14 protein-coding genes are annotated in these 16,997 nt (G+C 46.5%); 8 read left to right on the top strand and 6 right to left on the bottom strand.

The window, feature by feature from the left end; translation table 11 throughout:
• Positions 1 to 513: 513 nt before the first annotated feature.
• On the bottom strand, positions 514 to 1,233 hold the full coding sequence (locus HMPREF9140_RS06655; protein ID WP_006952863.1) for an RDD family protein: 720 nt from the start codon (positions 1,231 to 1,233) through the stop codon (positions 514 to 516).
• Positions 1,234 to 1,341: 108 nt separating this feature from the next.
• On the opposite strand from HMPREF9140_RS06655, the gene HMPREF9140_RS06650 reads away from it, so the two are divergent.
• Genes HMPREF9140_RS06650 through HMPREF9140_RS06625 form a run of 6 tightly spaced genes read left to right on the top strand, consistent with a single transcriptional unit; the run spans position 1,342 to position 7,504 of the window.
• Positions 1,342 to 2,340 (top strand): stage II sporulation protein M, encoded by a 999-nt coding sequence (locus HMPREF9140_RS06650; protein ID WP_026253225.1) that lies wholly within the window; start codon positions 1,342 to 1,344, stop codon positions 2,338 to 2,340.
• Positions 2,288 to 3,271 carry a hypothetical protein gene (locus HMPREF9140_RS06645; protein WP_006952859.1) on the top strand — a complete coding sequence of 328 codons (984 nt, stop codon included), beginning with the start codon at positions 2,288 to 2,290 and terminating at the stop codon, positions 3,269 to 3,271. Before HMPREF9140_RS06650 ends, HMPREF9140_RS06645 begins: the two co-directional genes overlap by 53 nt.
• 13 nt (positions 3,272 to 3,284) lie before the next feature.
• Complete coding sequence (locus tag HMPREF9140_RS06640; protein ID WP_006952857.1) at positions 3,285 to 3,896, top strand: DUF4129 domain-containing protein; 612 nt, start codon at positions 3,285 to 3,287, stop codon at positions 3,894 to 3,896.
• Positions 3,893 to 5,203: a DUF4350 domain-containing protein gene (locus HMPREF9140_RS06635; protein WP_006952856.1), complete on the top strand. Its 1,311-nt coding sequence runs from the start codon at positions 3,893 to 3,895 to the stop codon at positions 5,201 to 5,203. The genes HMPREF9140_RS06640 and HMPREF9140_RS06635 overlap by 4 nt, the downstream gene beginning before the upstream one ends.
• A gap of 23 nt (positions 5,204 to 5,226) precedes the next feature.
• Positions 5,227 to 6,189 carry an AAA family ATPase gene (locus HMPREF9140_RS06630; RefSeq protein WP_006952854.1) on the top strand — a complete coding sequence of 321 codons (963 nt, stop codon included), beginning with the start codon at positions 5,227 to 5,229 and terminating at the stop codon, positions 6,187 to 6,189.
• Position 6,190: 1 nt separating this feature from the next.
• Positions 6,191 to 7,504 carry a DUF58 domain-containing protein gene (locus HMPREF9140_RS06625; RefSeq protein ID WP_006952851.1) on the top strand — a complete coding sequence of 438 codons (1,314 nt, stop codon included), beginning with the start codon at positions 6,191 to 6,193 and terminating at the stop codon, positions 7,502 to 7,504.
• A gap of 69 nt (positions 7,505 to 7,573) precedes the next feature.
• Here HMPREF9140_RS06625 and HMPREF9140_RS06620 read toward each other — a convergent pair whose 3' ends face one another.
• From HMPREF9140_RS06620 to coaW, 5 genes are all read right to left on the bottom strand, one after another.
• Entirely contained in the window at positions 7,574 to 7,768 is a 195-nt protein-coding gene (locus HMPREF9140_RS06620; protein WP_244858984.1) for a hypothetical protein, read from the bottom strand.
• 1,220 nt (positions 7,769 to 8,988) lie between these two features.
• On the bottom strand, positions 8,989 to 10,551 hold the full coding sequence (ahpF, locus tag HMPREF9140_RS06615) for an alkyl hydroperoxide reductase subunit F (protein ID WP_006952840.1): 1,563 nt from the start codon (positions 10,549 to 10,551) through the stop codon (positions 8,989 to 8,991).
• A gap of 127 nt (positions 10,552 to 10,678) precedes the next feature.
• Positions 10,679 to 11,245 (bottom strand): alkyl hydroperoxide reductase subunit C, encoded by a 567-nt coding sequence (ahpC, locus tag HMPREF9140_RS06610; RefSeq protein WP_006952839.1) that lies wholly within the window; start codon positions 11,243 to 11,245, stop codon positions 10,679 to 10,681.
• A 187-nt stretch (positions 11,246 to 11,432) separates the two neighbouring features.
• Positions 11,433 to 12,848 (bottom strand): sodium:solute symporter, encoded by a 1,416-nt coding sequence (locus tag HMPREF9140_RS06605; protein ID WP_006952837.1) that lies wholly within the window; start codon positions 12,846 to 12,848, stop codon positions 11,433 to 11,435.
• Positions 12,849 to 12,852: 4 nt separating this feature from the next.
• Positions 12,853 to 13,674, bottom strand: a complete 822-nt coding sequence (gene coaW, locus HMPREF9140_RS06600) for a type II pantothenate kinase (protein WP_006952835.1) — start codon at positions 13,672 to 13,674, stop codon at positions 12,853 to 12,855.
• 177 nt (positions 13,675 to 13,851) lie between these two features.
• On the opposite strand from coaW, the gene HMPREF9140_RS06595 reads away from it, so the two are divergent.
• Positions 13,852 to 14,130 carry an HU family DNA-binding protein gene (locus HMPREF9140_RS06595; RefSeq protein ID WP_006952833.1) on the top strand — a complete coding sequence of 93 codons (279 nt, stop codon included), beginning with the start codon at positions 13,852 to 13,854 and terminating at the stop codon, positions 14,128 to 14,130.
• A gap of 319 nt (positions 14,131 to 14,449) precedes the next feature.
• Positions 14,450 to 16,021 carry an Rne/Rng family ribonuclease gene (locus tag HMPREF9140_RS06590; protein ID WP_006952825.1) on the top strand — a complete coding sequence of 524 codons (1,572 nt, stop codon included), beginning with the start codon at positions 14,450 to 14,452 and terminating at the stop codon, positions 16,019 to 16,021.
• Positions 16,022 to 16,997: the final 976 nt, after the last annotated feature.

Genomic DNA, 16,997 nt, shown 5'->3' with positions numbered 1-16,997 from the left:
AGTCTCTATAAACTCTCTGTGTGAAATAGTCTCTGCCACACACTCTCTTTAAGTTCTTTGTGTGATTCGTCGGTAAATTCCGGATAATACCACTCGCGCACGGTCATATAGCTCTCAATTACATGATTTCCTGAGAAGAAACCTCTTAATCTCTGAAGAAACGGTGAGCGACACGTATGACACTCGGTCAGAACAATTCATAATCACGACGCGCGCCAACTCGGGCCTCTAGCCCGCATGTAGGGACAGACCCCGTGTCTGTCCGATCCCCGCCCCAATTCAGTCTCCCCACCGCATAACATATCTCGGCCTTGACGGACGGCGTTGGGGGCGGACAGACACGGGGTCTGTCCCTACATGCGGCCTGTCGGCCGAGTGGGCGTTTGTGTGCAGGCAACACGATTAGGGCCATCCCATAGCTGAGATGGCCCCGTATTATTGTATGCTCGTGTATGCTCGGGAGAATTTAGCCCGGATGCGCCACGGAAAGAATGGCGTGCGGGAGCGGGAATATTAAACTAGTTCGAGGGCGTAGTGCTGATAGTCGCGCATCAGGGTGTAGAGGAATTTTTCGTGGGGTATGCCGTCGTTCGGTATGTCGAACATGGAGTGAATTTTAGTGGATAGGGTTTCGATTCGGCGTTCGCGTTCGTCGCCGTAGTCGCTGTCAACAGTTCGTCGAATCACGTCGACCTGATTTAGTGTCAGTCGTTCAGCAGCTGCATAAACCGGTCGGTAGTTTCGCTCTAGGTAGGTGAACTCGTCGAGCGAGACCTGTATTTTCCGGTAGTTATTCACCTGGATAACCATTGTTCCGGCTGCCAAATCGCCGAGTCGCTGACTGTTTTTCGTGGTAACGATAACGAGTATGCCTATAAATCCGAAACCGATGTCGACGAGCTGCAGGAGCCATCGCATAAAATATTCTCCGAGGCCGGGAGTTGAACCGTCTTTCTTTACAACTCGGGTTTTCATTATCATCTTTCCGGGAGAGCGCCCGTTGTTGAACACTTCGAAGAGGAAAGAATAGAATATCGTGGGCAGATAGAAGAGTAGGAACATGCCCAGCAGGCCGATGTCGATTTTGGTTATGCCGAGTAGCAGCGATAAACCTTCGAGATAGAAAAAGATGACGAATATATCGATAATCGTTGCTACGATTCGGCTGCCTAGGCCGGCAGGGGTTTGGCTTATTCGGACGTATTGGCCGGTAATTATATTTGATTCGCTCATTGGTTTGCTGGTTATATTTTCGTTTTGCAAATGTAGGGATAAAGAGCTACTTTTGCCTCACGAATACCGCTTTTATCCCCCCCTCTCTGTCGCGGTATGCAGCAAATCATGAAAGAAGTTATATTCATTCGTTCGAACATCGACAAATGGCGCGCAACAGAAGAGGTTATTAGTAGAGCTTCTAAAGAATCGCCCGACCGTTTGGCGGAGATTTACACCGACTTGACTGCCGATCTGGCCTTCGCCCAAACACATTATTCCGATTCGAGGATAACGATTTATCTGAATAATCTGGCGTCGGCTCTTCATAACGAGATTTATCACAATAAACGCGAGAAATGGACGCGGCTCATTACGTTCTGGACTAAGGAAGTTCCCGACGTTATGTGGCACGAACGACGATTGCTGGGCGTTTCTTTTCTGCTCTTTGCGCTGAGCGTGCTGGTGGGCGTTGTTTCGACGCTGGGCGACCAGTCGTTTCCGCGGATAATTCTGGGCGACTCTTATATGGACCTCACGATGGAGAATATTGCCAACGGACAACCAATGGGAATATACGGCATGGAAGAACCGAGCAGCATGTTCATAGGCATAACGCTGAATAATATCATGGTTTCGTTCTATGTCTTCGTGTCGGGCGTATTAACGAGCTTTGCGCCGGGCTGGATGCTGTTCAGTAACGGAATAATGGTGGGTTGTTTCGACACCTTCTTCTATCAGCATAATCTTTTAGGCGAAAGTCTAATGGCAACGATGCTGCATGGCACTCTGGAACTGTCGTCGATTGTTGTTGCCGGTGCAGCGGGTCTGGCTATGGGCAATAGCTGGCTGTTCCCGGGAACCTATTCGCGACTGGAAAGTTTCAAACGCGGGGCGCGTCGCGGAATGAAGATAGTTGTTGGCACGGTGCCCATCTTCATCGTTGCGGGGTTCATCGAGAGTTTTCTGACACGTCACACCCGGATGGGCGACGGCTATCGTTTAGCAATCATATCCGCCTCGGCTATATTCATATTGTTTTATTTCATTTACTTACCCTACAAACGTAATCATCATGCAAAAAGCAAAGAAACAAATACCCCTCTACAAGATTCGCTCCTTCGGTGAAAACTTCACGGCAACCTTCGACTTCATTCGTTCGAACTTCAAACTTTGGTTCAAGGGGTGTATTTACCTGCTTCTTCCGCTATCGCTCGTCCAGGCTTTCTTGCTGAACGGATTCTTCAGTTTCATTTTTGAGATTGGGCTCAATGCTGGCTCTGGTGCAGGGATGCCTTATTCGTCTATAATCCGAACTGTAGTCTACTACCTTCTCTATTTCATTTTCATGATGCTCGGCACGCTTGTTCTCTCGTCGTTTTGCTACGCCATGGTGAAGCACTACAGCGATAACGATGGACAGATGGAAGGCATTGGTCTTCGTGAATTGAAACCTTTCATCATCGGCGCAGCCAAACGGTCGCTTGCCCTGGGAGCTTTGTTCTTCGGTGCAACCATTCTGATTACGATTCTTTTAGTATTGGCAGTCTACATAGCACCGACTCTTTTGATGTTGATTAGTATTATGATGATAGGACTGATAGTGTTTCTAGTTCCGCTGTCGATTTCGCTACCCATCTACATTTTCGAAGACGAAACAAGCCTCATAGACTCCATCAAGCGCAGCTTCAAACTTGGATTTAATCATTTCGGTTTAATCTTGGGATTCATCATCGTGATGTCGATGGTGTCGAGTATTATTCAAAGCACGGTTATGATGCCGTGGTATATCATGATTCTAGTTAAAACTTTCCTTCTCGTTGACGACCCTACAAACTCGGTTGTGGGCTCGCCGTTGTATAGTTTCGGAGTTTATCTGCTGGCAATCGTTCAGTCGTTGGGCACATATATGTCTATGGCGCTGCCAACAATAGGACAAGCCTATGTATACGGAAGTATTGTCGAAAAAGACGAGAAACGGTCTGTTGAAAAAGATATTGAGCACTTCGAGGAAATGTCGCAAGTCGATAACGAGTTCGACAATTTCGAGAATCTTTAATTATTGACGCCCCATGCTGCCTCAACTCACCGACACCGTTGTCTGCAACCCAGAGTTGCTGAACCGCTTCCAAAGCGACGAGAATTTCAACTATGCTCGCGAGTTGGAAATGCCGGAAGTAAATATCTGGGAATGGTTGCAGCAACAAGTAGGCGAGTTGCTACGCGATTTGTTCAGCATTAAATCGCCGGGCGACATCCGAATATTTATCTACATTGTGTTAGCGCTAGTGCTGATAGGCGGATTGATATTTTTGCTTTTCAAATACAAGCCTAAACTGTTCAGACGTGAAGGCCGAATAAAGACCGACAGCATTGAGGCTAACGATATCTACGGTGTCGATTTCGAAGAAGAGTTGCGCAAAGCATTTGAACGAGCTGATTTTAGTAGAGCTGTTTGCGTGGTTTACTTGCAAACGCTCCGCCGATTGGCCGACGCTAACCTCATTAGTTGGAAGATTTACAAAACTCCCACTCAATATACCCGCGAATATCTTCATCCCGAATTTGTACGTTTCACCACGTTATTTATGCGAGTGCGCTATGGAAATTACATGGCCGTTGAGACCGACGTACAGAATATGCAGACAATGCAAACTGCAATTGAGGAAGGAGGCGTACAATGAATCGTCGGTTTTTGTTCATAATCGGTTTGGCTCTGCTGGTTGTATTCCTGATTGAATGGAATGCGCCGTCGAAGTTTTCATGGAAAGCAACCTACAGTCATCGCGACGAGCAACCTTTCGGATGTGCGGTGATGGACACTTTGTTGAGTCGGTCGTTGACGGGAGGATATTCGGTGACGCATCGCACGCTACCTCAAATGGCAGCCGAAAAAGCAAACGTAAAGCGTGTGATAATGGTTCAGACACCCGGATTCTCGCCATCGCAAACAGATATGCGTGCAATCAATCGACTCTTGGCAAAGGGAAACAAGCTGTTGATAGTTACCTATAAATTCAACTACGATTCCGTACCACCCGACTGGAACGTGAGTATCTACGGAAACGATAATTTCAATCCTCGGCTTTTGCAAAGAACCATTCAGGAACGCCAAGTACCCATGTCGAAACTTCGTTGGGGCAAGCAAAAGCCGTATGCCGAATATGCATCGAGCATTTATTCTTATTTCGTCGAAGGGTACATACAAATTCATAAAGCTCGTGAGATAGATACGTTGCTAACCCGTGTCAACTATATAGACGAAACCGTTTCAGACACCGTTACCTCGGAAGGAGTCTACGTCGAGCCCGCTAAAGAAGAAGGAGTTGTGAATTCACCCACCGAAGAAGCCTTGCCGTTAATTGTTTCGATGAAAAAAAATGGTAGTGAAGTATTCTTATGCTCCAGTCCACTGCTATTCACCAACTACGGGATGCTCGATAACAAAATCCGTCCAATCATCTTCCGACTGTTCTCTCAATTTGGTAATATGCCTGTGGTTCGCACAGAGGCTTATCTGCCGAAAGATGCCATAAACCAGGAAACGCCACTCGTATATTTCTTACAGCAACCCCCTTTGCGCTGGGCCATCTATACGGCGCTAATCGGACTTATTATTTTCTTCGTATTCACCGCCCGACGCCGACAACGCATCATCCCCGTGGTGAAAGATCCAGAAAATAAATCGCTCGAGTTTGTTAAGCTCATCGGCACACTCTATCATCAACGGCACGACAACCGCGACCTGCTCGAAAAGAAATACAGATTCTTCTGCGAAACCGTTCGCCGGCAATTCATGATAGATGTAGACGACACAGAACGACGCGCCGATATTGCCGAACGACTAAGCAAACGTATCGGCAAACCCAAGGAAGAGATTGCCGGCACCTTGCAGCAAATAACTGCGCTACTCGCACAGAAGAGTAAAATATCGGATTCAGAAATGCGCACTGTTATCGATGCGCTCGACGATATGCTGAACGAAAGTTGAACATCAAAACAAAAAATATATTTATGGAAACAAACGAGTCTATCGAGATTTTCAGTCGAAAAATAAACGAACTGCGCCAGCAGATTGCCAACGTCATCGTTGGTCAGCAACAAACCGTAGACCTTATTCTCACGGCCATGCTCGCCGACGGTCATGTACTAATCGAAGGTGTGCCCGGAGTGGCAAAGACACTTCTGGCCAAACTGGTGTCCAAGCTGGTTGATGCCCGTTTCTCGCGCATTCAGTTTACACCCGACCTTATGCCGAGCGACGTTCTCGGAACAACTGTGTTTAACATGAAAACATCCGAGTTCAACTTCCATCACGGTCCTGTTTTCGCCGATATGATTCTGGTCGACGAAATCAATCGTGCACCTGCAAAGACACAAGCTGCTCTCTTCGAGGTGATGGAAGAACGGCAGGCAACCATCGACGGAAAAACCCATCCGATGGGTGAACTCTACACAATTATAGCCACCCAAAACCCCGTTGAACAGGAAGGAACCTACCGCTTGCCGGAAGCACAGCTCGACCGTTTCATATTCAAAATATCCATGGGTTATCCAACAGCCGAAGAAGAGGTCGACATACTCAAACGCCACCTCGCCAACCGCGAACTAACCAGATTGGAAACCATACAACCCACAATAACCGTGAGCGAACTCCTTGAAATGCGAGCCATGCTCAAAGACGTGTTCATTGAAGAGAGTTTACTGCGCTACATTACCGAAATTATTCAGCAAACCCGAACCTCGCGAGCTGTATTCCTCGGAGCAAGTCCGCGCGCCTCAGTGGCTATTCTGAACACCTCGAAAGCCTACGCCATATTGAGCGGAAGAAACTTCGTTGCACCCGACGACATTAAAACCGTTGCGCCTGCCGTGCTGCGTCACCGACTCCTGCTAACAGCCGAAGCTGAAATGGAAGGCTACACGCCCGACAAAGTGGCCGAGCGATTAATCGATAAAGTGGAGGTTCCGAAATAAAATGTTTCTCACCCGAAGATTCTACATCGTCCTAGCTGCAATCACAATCGTAACCGCTCTAGGATTCGCTTTCCCACCCCTCTTCGGGGTCGGCAAATTCATGCTGTTGCTCCTCGCCGCAGCTCTACTGGCTGACATACTGATGCTTTTCCACAAAAAAGGAATAACCGCCCGACGCGATTGTGCCGACCGATTCTCGAATGGCGACGACAACACAATACGAATAATTATATCGAACTCCTTCGCCCTCCGTCTCTCGGCCATAATTATAGACGAAGCCCCCGTCATATTCCAGCGGCGCAACATTAAATACCATCTTCCTCTGCCAGCCAAAACAACCAGCGAAACATCCTACAGTCTTCGCCCCGTTGTTCGCGGAACATATCATTTCGGTCGACTCCGCATCTTCGTCAGAACTCCACTCACCCTCGTAGAACGACGCTACACACAGGCCGAAGAAAAAGAAGTGAAGGTCTATCCTTCATTTCTCATGCTCAACCACTACGAGCTTCTTGCAATGAGCAACAACCTTCTCGAAATGGGAATAAAACGTATCCGTCGGGTAGGCAACAATACCGAGTTCGAACAAATAAAAGCCTATGTTCCGGGCGATGAATACAGAACCATAAACTGGAAAGCCAGTGCTCGAAGGCATGAACTGATGGTTAATGTGTATCGCGACGAACGTTCGCAAAGAATATATTCGGTAATCGACAAAGGCCGAGTCATGCAGCAAGCATTTGATAAAATGACCCTCCTCGATTACAGCATCAACGCCGCCCTTGTGCTTTCACACATCGCCATCCGAAAAGACGACAAAGCAGGCTTAATAACCTTCGCCGAAAAGGTAGATACAATGCTGGCCCCCTCCAGTAGACCAACCCAGATGCAACACATTCTCGAAGCCCTCTATGCCGAGCAAACATCGTTCGGTGAAACCGATTTTAGCGCCCTGTGTACAAATATCAACCGCAGCATCAGCAAGCGCAGTCTGCTCATTCTCTACACAAACTTCTCCGGTCTCGGTTCGTTGCACCGGCAGCTCGCGTATCTCAAACTCCTCAACAACCGGCACCGCCTTCTGGTCGTATTTTTCGAAGACGCCGAACTACAAACCTACATCTCATCAGACAAACAAACCACCGAAGACTACTATAGGCACGTCATTGCCGAAAAATTCGCTTACGAACAACGCCTTATAGTTTCAACACTCCAACAACACGGCATCCTTAGCCTGCTCACCACCCCGAAGAATCTCAGCGTAGACGTAATAAACAAATATATCGAACTGAAACAACGCCAAATCCTCTCCTAGTTACGCAAGAAGTGTCGTAACCTGCCCCCGAATCTTCCTTTCCCCTCCTAATTATTTTCCGCTACCAGTTTATTTCTCCGTCCCCTCTAAATTCACGAGCAGAGCGAGTGCCTTCTGCTCTGCCGCAATAGCTCGCTCAAGTTCTGGCAGCAACGGATTAATTTTCTTGATGTTCGCCTCCCTCGCCATGGTCAACACGTGCCCGGCAAACTCATAATGCTCCATGTTGTGGAGCAATCCTATTCTAATATTCTTTATTCTCATATTTCTATTTATAAGGTCGAAGAGCATCTATTTACAAACTATTCTACAGATACAAAAATAAGATTTTATGTCTTTATGCAAGTGAATATCGACATAAAACTTTTCTATATGTCTTTATGTAAGTGAATATCGACATAAAACTTCTCTATATGTCTTTATGCAAGTGAATATCGACATAAAACTTCTCTATATGTCTTTATGCAAGTGAATATTGACATAAAACTTCTCTATATGTCTTTATGCAAGTGAATATTGACATAAAACTTCTCTATATGCCTTTATGCAAGTGAATATCGACATAAAACTTCTCTATATGTTTTTATGCAAGTGAATATTGACAAAAAATCACGGCTGCCGACCTTTTTCCACGTATAATCAACCTTGTTTTTAATCGTGTTGACCCGAAAAACGTCGAGAAATGATAAGACTTGGAAACAGAAGATGATAGAAACCACATCCGAAGAGGAGCCCGACATCCCGATATCACAAACTCTTCTGCCACCCAATGCCAATTCAACCCGGATGTTAATTCGGACGATACATTCTAACATGTGCAATGTTCAATATGCCCCTATTCCGGGCGATACAATCTACCCCAATTGATGTATTCTAGCTCGATTCGATGTGTGTGCTAGTCCAATTAATGCGTGTGCTAGCCCAATTGATGTTTTCTAGCTCAATTGATGTGTTTGTAATCCCAATCCAATCCAACTCGGGCTGCAGGCCCGCATGTAGGGACAGACCCCGTGTCTGTCCGTCTCCACTCCTCGTTGTCTTTGTCCGCTTCCATGACCCAACAAGGATGCTCCTCGTTGTCTTTTGTCTGCCACCAACGCCAACTCGGGCTACCGACTGCATAACACATATTGGATTTATCAAATCGCATATGCCTTCGGTTCGCAGAACCGAAGGGGTGATTCTCTCGGACAGACACGGGGTCTGTCCCTACACATGCGGGCTGCAGCCCGAGTTGGCGTTGGGATTGGATTTTGGGGTGCCGTTCCGTTATCTGATATCGAACTCACGTGATTTTCTGGTTCGCCAGACCAAAATAAAAACCGCCGACTCCTTTTTATGGGAATCGACGGTCGGTGTTAGGGGTGGATCCTGAAAATGAGAGAATGAAATAATTAATTACCTAATCATAAGAACTCTTCGAACCTTGAAGAAGTACCAATAACCTTTTTCAAGAATTGCTTTGAGCTATCTAGTTTAAATTTTTATTCGCTGGGAATAATACCGCGCATGCGGTCGTCGAAGGCCGAGAGGGCGGCTTTGGCTCCTTCGCCCATCGCTACGACGATTTGTTTGTAGGGCACGGTGCTTACGTCGCCGGCTGCATAAACGCCGGGGATGCCGGTGCGGCATGAGGCGTCGATTTCGATTTCGCCACGCTGGGTGAGTTGCAATTCGTTTGCGAAGATTTTGCTGTTGGGCGAGAGGCCTATCTGGATGAATATTCCGTCGACTTCGATGGCGTCTTCTTCGGCTGTAACGGTGTTGCGATAGGTGACGAGGCTCAGACTTTGGTCGTCGCCGATGAGTCCGGTTGTTTGTGTGTTGGTGTGCAGACTTATGTTGGGCGTTTGGAGTGCTTTGTTTTTGAGCACTTCGTCGGCTCGGAATGTGTCGGTAAATTCAAAGACGGTTACCTTGCGGCAGATGGCGGCGAGGTCGATGGCGGCTTCGAGTCCGGAGTTTCCACCTCCTACCACGACTACGTCTTTTCCTTTATAGAATGGTCCGTCGCAATGCGGGCAGAAGTGCACGCCGCGTCCGATGTATTTTTCCTCGTTTTCGAGATTGAGTCGGCGCCAGCTTGCTCCGGTAGCTATGATTACGGCTGGTGCGATGAAGGTTTCGCCTCCTCGTGCGGTGATTCGTTTTTGACCGCCTTTGAGTTGTGTGGCAGTTATGGTTCGGTGTTCAAATAGTTGCACGTTGTAGGCTTGCAAATGTTCGCGCAGGTTGGCGGCGAGCTTTGTTCCGTTTGTTTCGGTAACGGATATAAGGTTCTGAATCGCGCTGGTGTCGTTCACCTGTCCGCCTATTCTTTCGGCTACGATGCCTACTCGGAGTCCTTTTCGAGCTGAATATATTGCGGCCGATGCTCCTGCCGGTCCACCTCCGAGCACGATTACATCGAATCGATGTTCGACTGTTTCGGCATTGTTCTCTACTCCGAATCTGTCTTCGATTTTCTGGAGTAACTGAGCTAAATCGCCGCGCCCGCTATGAAGTAGTTCGCCTTCGGCGTATACGGCCGGTACGCCTTGTATGTTGAGCGAATTTATTTCGTTTTGGAAGAGTGCTCCGTCGATGGTTTCGTGTGTTATAGCGGGGTTGTTGAGGGCTATGATGTTGAGTGCCTGAACCACGTCGGGGCAGTTGGTGCACGAGAGCGACATATATGTTTTGAGCTTCAGCGTGCCTTTTATGTTTTTGATTCTTGCAATGATGGCTGGGTCGGGCAGATTCTTTCCTTTCCCGTCGGCATTGAGCAAGGCCAGGAGGAGTGACGAATATTCGTGTCCCTCGGGCATTCCTCTGAATGCTATGCCTGTTTCTTGGTTATTCTTGAGAATGGTTATAAGGAGTTTTGCGTCGGAAGATTCATGCCACTGGATGTTTATCTTATCGGAAACGCCGGCAAAATCGGTCACGAATTGTTTGAACTCGGTTGCGTGCGCATCGTTGTCGGAGTACTCTGCGCGGAGGGTGAACTCGGCTTCCAGGTTTGCAAGAATCTGTTTTGTTTGCTCGATAATATTTAAATCTAACATGGCTTTTGTCTGTTTAAAATGAAAGGTCTCGTTCTGAATGCTCCTTCACAGGGTGGTTCAGTTCGAGACCTCTCTCTAGTTTCATAATGTTCTGTCTATCGTATGAAAAAACTCAGGTTTATTTCGTTTAAATCTTTCCGACGAGGTCTATGGTCGGCCTTAGGGTTTGCTGTCCTTCGTTCCATTTTGCGGGGCAAACTTCGCCTGGATGTTGCTCCACAAACTGTGCGGCTTTCACCTTTCGAACGAGTTCTTCAGCGTTGCGTCCGATGCTGTTGTCCTGCACCTCGGCTAATTTTACGAGACCTTCAGGATTTACAACGAACGTGCCGCGATAGGCCAGGCCTTCATCCTCCTTGAACACTCCGAAACCTTTAGCTAAAACTCCGAGAGGGTCGGCTAGCATGGTGTAGTTGATTTTCTTAATGCTGTCTGAAGCATCGTGCCAAGCTTTGTGCACGAAATGCGTATCGCAGCTAACAGAGAACACTTCTACGCCCATCTTCTTTAACTCGTCATATTTCTCGGCCAGGTCGACCAGCTCTGTGGGACACACAAAAGTGAAGTCGGCCGGATAGAAGAAGAATATGGCCCATTTGCCTTTGATGTCGTTGTTAGAAACATCTTTGAACTCTCCGTTTTGAAATGCGTGCACCTTGAACTCGGGCACTTGTGCATTGATAATTGATTCCATAAATTCAGTATGCTTTTATTGTTTGTAATTGTTTGATTCTAAAAGACGATGCAAAGATATTCGCCCACTCTTCGGTTCACAACAGTCTCGCTCTATTGCTCAATCGAACTAATCAATAAAAGGCCGGGAAAGGCTTGTAACAAGGCACATATGTAGCCCGAGACAATGTGGCTATAAATGTGTGATTCTACCTCCGGCGGGTGATAAAGAGGCCGACGAAGGTGAGAAAACCGTTTAGCATCAGAAGTTCGTAGCCGAAGTGGTAGTCGGTTAGGTTTTTGGTGGCTTGTTCGATGACGAAACAAAGTAGCGGACTGAGAATGGCTATATGGGGCACAAGGCGGTCGTTCGCTTGATATTTTGTGAGGAGGCCGAATGCAAATAGGCCAAGTAGTGGACCGTAGGTATAGGAACAGATGATGTATACGGCGTCAATTAGACTCGTTGAGTTGAAAAGACGGAAAGCAAGAATGAAGATTACGAATATGACCGAGATAACTAGGTGGGCCCGGCGACGTAATGGTTCATCGTTCGGACGTTCACGAAGGTCTACGCAGTAGGTTGTTGTGAGAGCTGTCAGAGCGGAATCTGCGCTGGAGAAGCTAGCAGCAACTACGCCAATGGTGAACAAACTGACGACAGTTGAACCAAGCCATCCTCCAGCTGTTGCAAGAAGCATCAGGTCGTCGGGACTCGTTGGAAGTGGCTGCGATTGTCGACTGAAGAAAGAAACGAGAAGTGTACCGAGAGCAAGGAATAGAAGGTTTACCGGTAGGAAGGCAAATCCGTAGGTGCACATATCTTTCTGTGCCTCTCGCAGAGTGCGACACGTGAGATTCTTTTGCATCATATCTTGGTCGAGCCCGGTCATCACAATGACAATGAATATTCCGCTTATGAATTGTTTCCAGAAATTCTGCTTGCTCATCCAATCGTTGAACACGAATATTTCAGAATGTTTGCTGTCGGCAATGGTTTTGATGGCTTCTGGAATGGTTAGGTCAAGGGCGGAAGTTACCTTATATATTATCAAGCTTAAGGCGAGGAACAAGCATAGTGTTTGGAAAGTATCGGTTATGACGAGCGTTTTTATTCCGCCGCGTCTTGTGTATAGCCAGATGAGGGCAACCATTATGCTCACGGTTAGCGGGAATGGAAGACCGTAGGGTTGGAGAACGAATTGCTGCAGAATGATGCAAACAACATAGAATCTAACTGCGGCACCAGCCATTTTGGATAGGATAAAGAAAGCGGCTCCAGTTTTATAGCTTCGATGTCCCAGTCGGGTTTTGAGATAGGAGTAGATGGTGGTTAGGTTGAGTCGATAGTATACGGGAAGAAGAAGAAATGCCACTATAAAATAGCCGACGATGAAACCGAGGCACGTTTGCAGATAGGTCATATTGAGGTCTATAACCATTCCTGGCACGCTGACAAAAGTTACTCCCGAAATACTTGCACCAATCATTCCGAAAGCTACGAGCGGCCAGGGCGAGCGTCGGTTGGCTCGAAAGAAAGTGTCGTTATTAGCGGTTCGAGATGTTAGTCGGCTGATTAATAGCAGAACAGCAAAGTAGATTATTATGGTTGCGATGATAAGCATTGGTTTATTTCTTTTCGGCCTGCAGCGCAGCACCTATTGCGGTGCAGAATTCGGAATGCTTGGGAATTATAAATCGAACATCGTAAAGCTTCTCCATCATCGGGAAAATATATTCGCATTGTGGGAGGAGAGTTAGGTTTCCAATGAGAACAAAATCACGTATACCGCTGTTGAGCGAACTAAGGATAGTTGCCGAACCAATGGATTGCAACACCATGCAAATGAGTCCAAGAGCAATATCTTCACGGCTGGCGTTGCCTTGCGCATTTGCAAAGAGCGAAGCTGTTGCACTCTTGGGCAGGCCTGGCAGCGGATGCTGTGAGATATCACCAATGAGGAGATTAATCTTCGACACATCGCCTTTCTTGGCCAGTTCAGCAATCTCGTTTATGTTGTCAGTTTTGAGCAGCAGTCGCGATAATCCATTTAGGGTTCCGCCTCCGATTCCGATTCCACCGATGTGCCTGATATTATTATCGTCGCATTGCACGAGAGATGTTCCCGTACCCATCGAAACGACTATCATCTTTTGCAGTTTCGATTCAAATCGTGCACCCAAACCATCGGCCAGAAACTCTTCAGCCTTTTTGGTGGGCAAACCGTAGACAGGCTTATCGACATATGCCGCCCCGACTCCCGTGAGCATAACCTTCTTCACATCGACAAGCTCAATCCGGTTATCATACAAATATTTCCCAAATGCCCCATAGAGCGAAGTAATCGGGTCGGTCGCCTTTATTCTAAGCGGCTTCACCACCTTTCCGTCGCAAATCCCAACAATCTTTGTTGTGGAAATTCCCACGTCTATTCCAATAGCTATTTTCATCACATTTTATCTAATCGGCACAAAGGTAACAAAAACCGAAAAGGCCTTTAGTAGAGCCGAAAGCGTATTGAGAAAAAATGAAAAACATTTTTGAAGTCTTTTGTAAATGACTATTTTTGCACGCCGTAAAAGGCTATACAACACAGTAAAACATCAAAATAAAATACATCAAACGAAATGACAAAAGCAGATATCATCAATGAGATAGCAGAGTCAACCGGCATACCTAAAAAAGATGTGTCGGCAGTTATAGAATCCTTCATGGAAACTATTAAAGACAGTTTGCTGGAAAAGAAAGAAAACGTATACCTGCGCGGTTTCGGTAGTTTTATAATAAAACATCGGGCCGAAAAAACAGCACGTAATATTTCGAAGAATACTACTATTACGATTCCGGCACATGATTTTCCCAGCTTCAAACCAGCAAAGGTGTTTATTGAAGATATGAGGAAATAATTCATAGCAAACAAACATCAATAATAATTTAAAACAACACAAGCAATGCCAAACGGAAAGAAGAAAAAGGGTCACAAAATGGCTACGCACAAGCGTAAGAAAAGACTGAGAAAGAACAGACACAAGAGCAAGTAAGCCCCCGCCGGCCGAAAGTACTTTTGTGAAAAGTCTTTCATGATTCACGGGGCGTGTCTTCGCATGTTACTCCTCCCCATGGGAACGCGATGACAGGTCTCGATTTTTTTATATTTATACGAAAAGCAATAAGTGGAGCACTAAATTATCCCTTGGAGCGACATTTATTAATAACAAAAGAAGAATGACAAGCGAAGTAATTATCGATGCCCAACCGAAAGAAATTTCGATTGCATTGCTCGAGGATAAGCGCCTGGTGGAATATCAACGCGAACCTCGAGAAGCCAATTTTTCGGTAGGAAACATCTATGTCGCTAAAGTAAAGAAGCTCATGCCAGGGCTCAATGCTTGCTTCGTAGATGTAGGTTATGAACGTGATGCCTTTCTTCATTATCTTGACTTAGGGAGCCAATTCAACTCGTTTGCGAAATACATCAAGCAAGTTCAAAGCGACCGCAAACGACTATATCCGATTCAAAAAGCAACCCGATTGCCCGACATAACCAAAGACGGCAGCATTCAAACCACACTTCAGGCAGGACAAGAAGTGATGGTGCAAATCATAAAGGAGCCTATATCAACAAAAGGCCCCAGAATGACGGGCGAGATTTCGTTCGCCGGTCGCTATTTGGTTTTGATTCCATTCGGAGAAAAGATAACCGTATCCTCGAAGATTAAACGAGGAGAAGAGCGAGCCCGACTCAAACAACTCATACAAAGCATATGCCCCAATAACTTCGGAGTAATTGTCAGAACAGTGGCCGAAGGAAAACGAGTTGCCGAACTCGACGCCGAACTGAAAGTTCTTCTCAACAGATGGAATGACGCAATAACCAAACTGCAAAAAACCCAGGAACGCCCCCAGTTGGCCTTCGAGGAAACCGGACGTGCCGTCGCAATGATTCGCGACCTCTTCAACCCCACATACGAAAACATATATGTGAACGACGAGGAAATTTGTACGGCCATCAAACACTACGTTTCGCTCATCTCGCCCGAAAGAGCGGGAATCGTGAAGAAGTATAACGGCAAAGTACCGATATTCGACAACTTCGACGTTACGAAACAAATTAAATCGGGATTCGGAAAAACCGTAAACTACGGCCACGGATGCTACCTCATAATAGAGCACACCGAAGCCATGCACGTGGTCGACGTGAACAGCGGTAACCGAACCAAAGAAAAAGCACAAGAACAAAATGCCCTCGACACAAACCTCGGAGCTGCCGAAGAACTTGCACGCCAGCTTCGACTGAGAGACATGGGCGGAATTATCGTCGTGGATTTCATAGACATGAATCTCGCTGAAGACCGACAAATGCTCTACGAACGAATGTGCAAAGCCATGCAGAAAGACAGAGCAAGGCACAACATCCTTCCGCTAAGCAAATTCGGAATAATGCAAATCACCCGACAAAGAGTACGTCCCGTGATGGACGTAGACGTCGACGAAAACTGCCCCACATGCTTCGGCTCGGGAAAGATACGCTCAAGCATACTCTTCACCGACCAGCTCGAACGCAAAATAGACCGTATGGTTCACAAAATAGGCATTTCGAAATTCTACCTCCACGTACACCCCTACGTTGCAGCCTACATAAACCGCGGCCTATTCTCGCTCAAACGCAGATGGCAACTCAAATACGGATTAGGCGTGCACATCATCGCCTCGCAGAAACTCGGATTCCTGCAATACGAGTTCTACGACTCTCAGCAACAATTTATCGACATGAAAGAAACTAATGACCGTCTCTAAGTCAAAAAAAGATATACATCCTCAGCGGAGGATGAATGAAGTAAAGGTTAACAATCATGTTATTAAAATCAGGAGAGGACCAGCTTTGCAAAAAGCCCAGGTCCTCTTTTTTATATCTCCACATAAGTTTTTACACCCCCCCACGTGAGTTCTCACACCCCCCACACGTAAGTTCTCAAATGCAACGTTAACCAAGACTTTATTTCAATACCCCAAATCCAACTCGGGCTGCAGGCCCGCATGTAGGGACAGACCCCGTGTCTGTCCGAAAATCACCCCTTCGGTTCGCAGAACCGAAGGCATATACGATTTGATAAATCCAATATGTGTTATGCAGTCGGCAGCCCGAGTTGGCGTTGGTGGCAGACAAAAGACAACGAGGAGCATCCTTGTTGGGTCGTGGAGACGGACAGACACGGGGTCTGTCCCTACATGCGGGCCTGCAGCCCGAGTTGGATTTGATTGGATTACAAACACATCAATCGAGCTAGCACACACACCAATCGGACTAGAATACATCAATTGGGGTAGAACACACATCAATCGAGGTAGATGGTATCGTCCGGAATAGGGGCATATTGAACATTGCACATGTTAGAATGTATCGTCCGAATTAACATCCGGGTTGAATTGGCATTGGGTGGCGGAGGATTTTGTGATACCGGGATGTCGGGCTCCTCTTCGGATGGGATTTTTATCATCTTCCATTTCCAAGTCTTATCATTTCTCGATGTTTTTCGGGTCAACACGATTAAAAACAAGGTTGATTATACGTGAGAAAAGGTCGACCGCCACGTTTTCTGTATTTCTGCCATGGAAGAAAGACAAAAAAGATTGTATTATGTATTTCTGCCGTGGAAGAAAGACAAAAAAGTTAGTAGGATGTATTTCTGCCATGGAAGAAATACAAAATAGATAGTTGTGTGTATTTCTGCCATGGAATAAAGACAAAAATGATTGTATGATGTATTTCTGC

Source organism: Prevotella micans F0438, assembly GCF_000243035.1.
GTDB lineage: Bacteria > Bacteroidota > Bacteroidia > Bacteroidales > Bacteroidaceae > Prevotella > Prevotella micans.
Note: the sequence above shows the minus strand (reverse complement) of the source record. Positions and strands in the feature narration are given on the sequence as shown.

Coding starts and splice junctions, on each gene's coding strand:
- HMPREF9140_RS06655 (WP_006952863.1), bottom strand. CDS start 1,233: ATGAGCGAATCAAATATAATTACCGGCCAATACGTCCGAATAAGCCAA.
- HMPREF9140_RS06650 (WP_026253225.1), top strand. CDS start 1,342: ATGAAAGAAGTTATATTCATTCGTTCGAACATCGACAAATGGCGCGCA.
- HMPREF9140_RS06645 (WP_006952859.1), top strand. CDS start 2,288: ATGCAAAAAGCAAAGAAACAAATACCCCTCTACAAGATTCGCTCCTTC.
- HMPREF9140_RS06640 (WP_006952857.1), top strand. CDS start 3,285: ATGCTGCCTCAACTCACCGACACCGTTGTCTGCAACCCAGAGTTGCTG.
- HMPREF9140_RS06635 (WP_006952856.1), top strand. CDS start 3,893: ATGAATCGTCGGTTTTTGTTCATAATCGGTTTGGCTCTGCTGGTTGTA.
- HMPREF9140_RS06630 (WP_006952854.1), top strand. CDS start 5,227: ATGGAAACAAACGAGTCTATCGAGATTTTCAGTCGAAAAATAAACGAA.
- HMPREF9140_RS06625 (WP_006952851.1), top strand. CDS start 6,191: ATGTTTCTCACCCGAAGATTCTACATCGTCCTAGCTGCAATCACAATC.
- HMPREF9140_RS06620 (WP_244858984.1), bottom strand. CDS start 7,768: ATGAGAATAAAGAATATTAGAATAGGATTGCTCCACAACATGGAGCAT.
- ahpF (WP_006952840.1), bottom strand. CDS start 10,551: ATGTTAGATTTAAATATTATCGAGCAAACAAAACAGATTCTTGCAAAC.
- ahpC (WP_006952839.1), bottom strand. CDS start 11,245: ATGGAATCAATTATCAATGCACAAGTGCCCGAGTTCAAGGTGCACGCA.
- HMPREF9140_RS06605 (WP_006952837.1), bottom strand. CDS start 12,848: ATGCTTATCATCGCAACCATAATAATCTACTTTGCTGTTCTGCTATTA.
- coaW (WP_006952835.1), bottom strand. CDS start 13,674: ATGAAAATAGCTATTGGAATAGACGTGGGAATTTCCACAACAAAGATT.
- HMPREF9140_RS06595 (WP_006952833.1), top strand. CDS start 13,852: ATGACAAAAGCAGATATCATCAATGAGATAGCAGAGTCAACCGGCATA.
- HMPREF9140_RS06590 (WP_006952825.1), top strand. CDS start 14,450: ATGACAAGCGAAGTAATTATCGATGCCCAACCGAAAGAAATTTCGATT.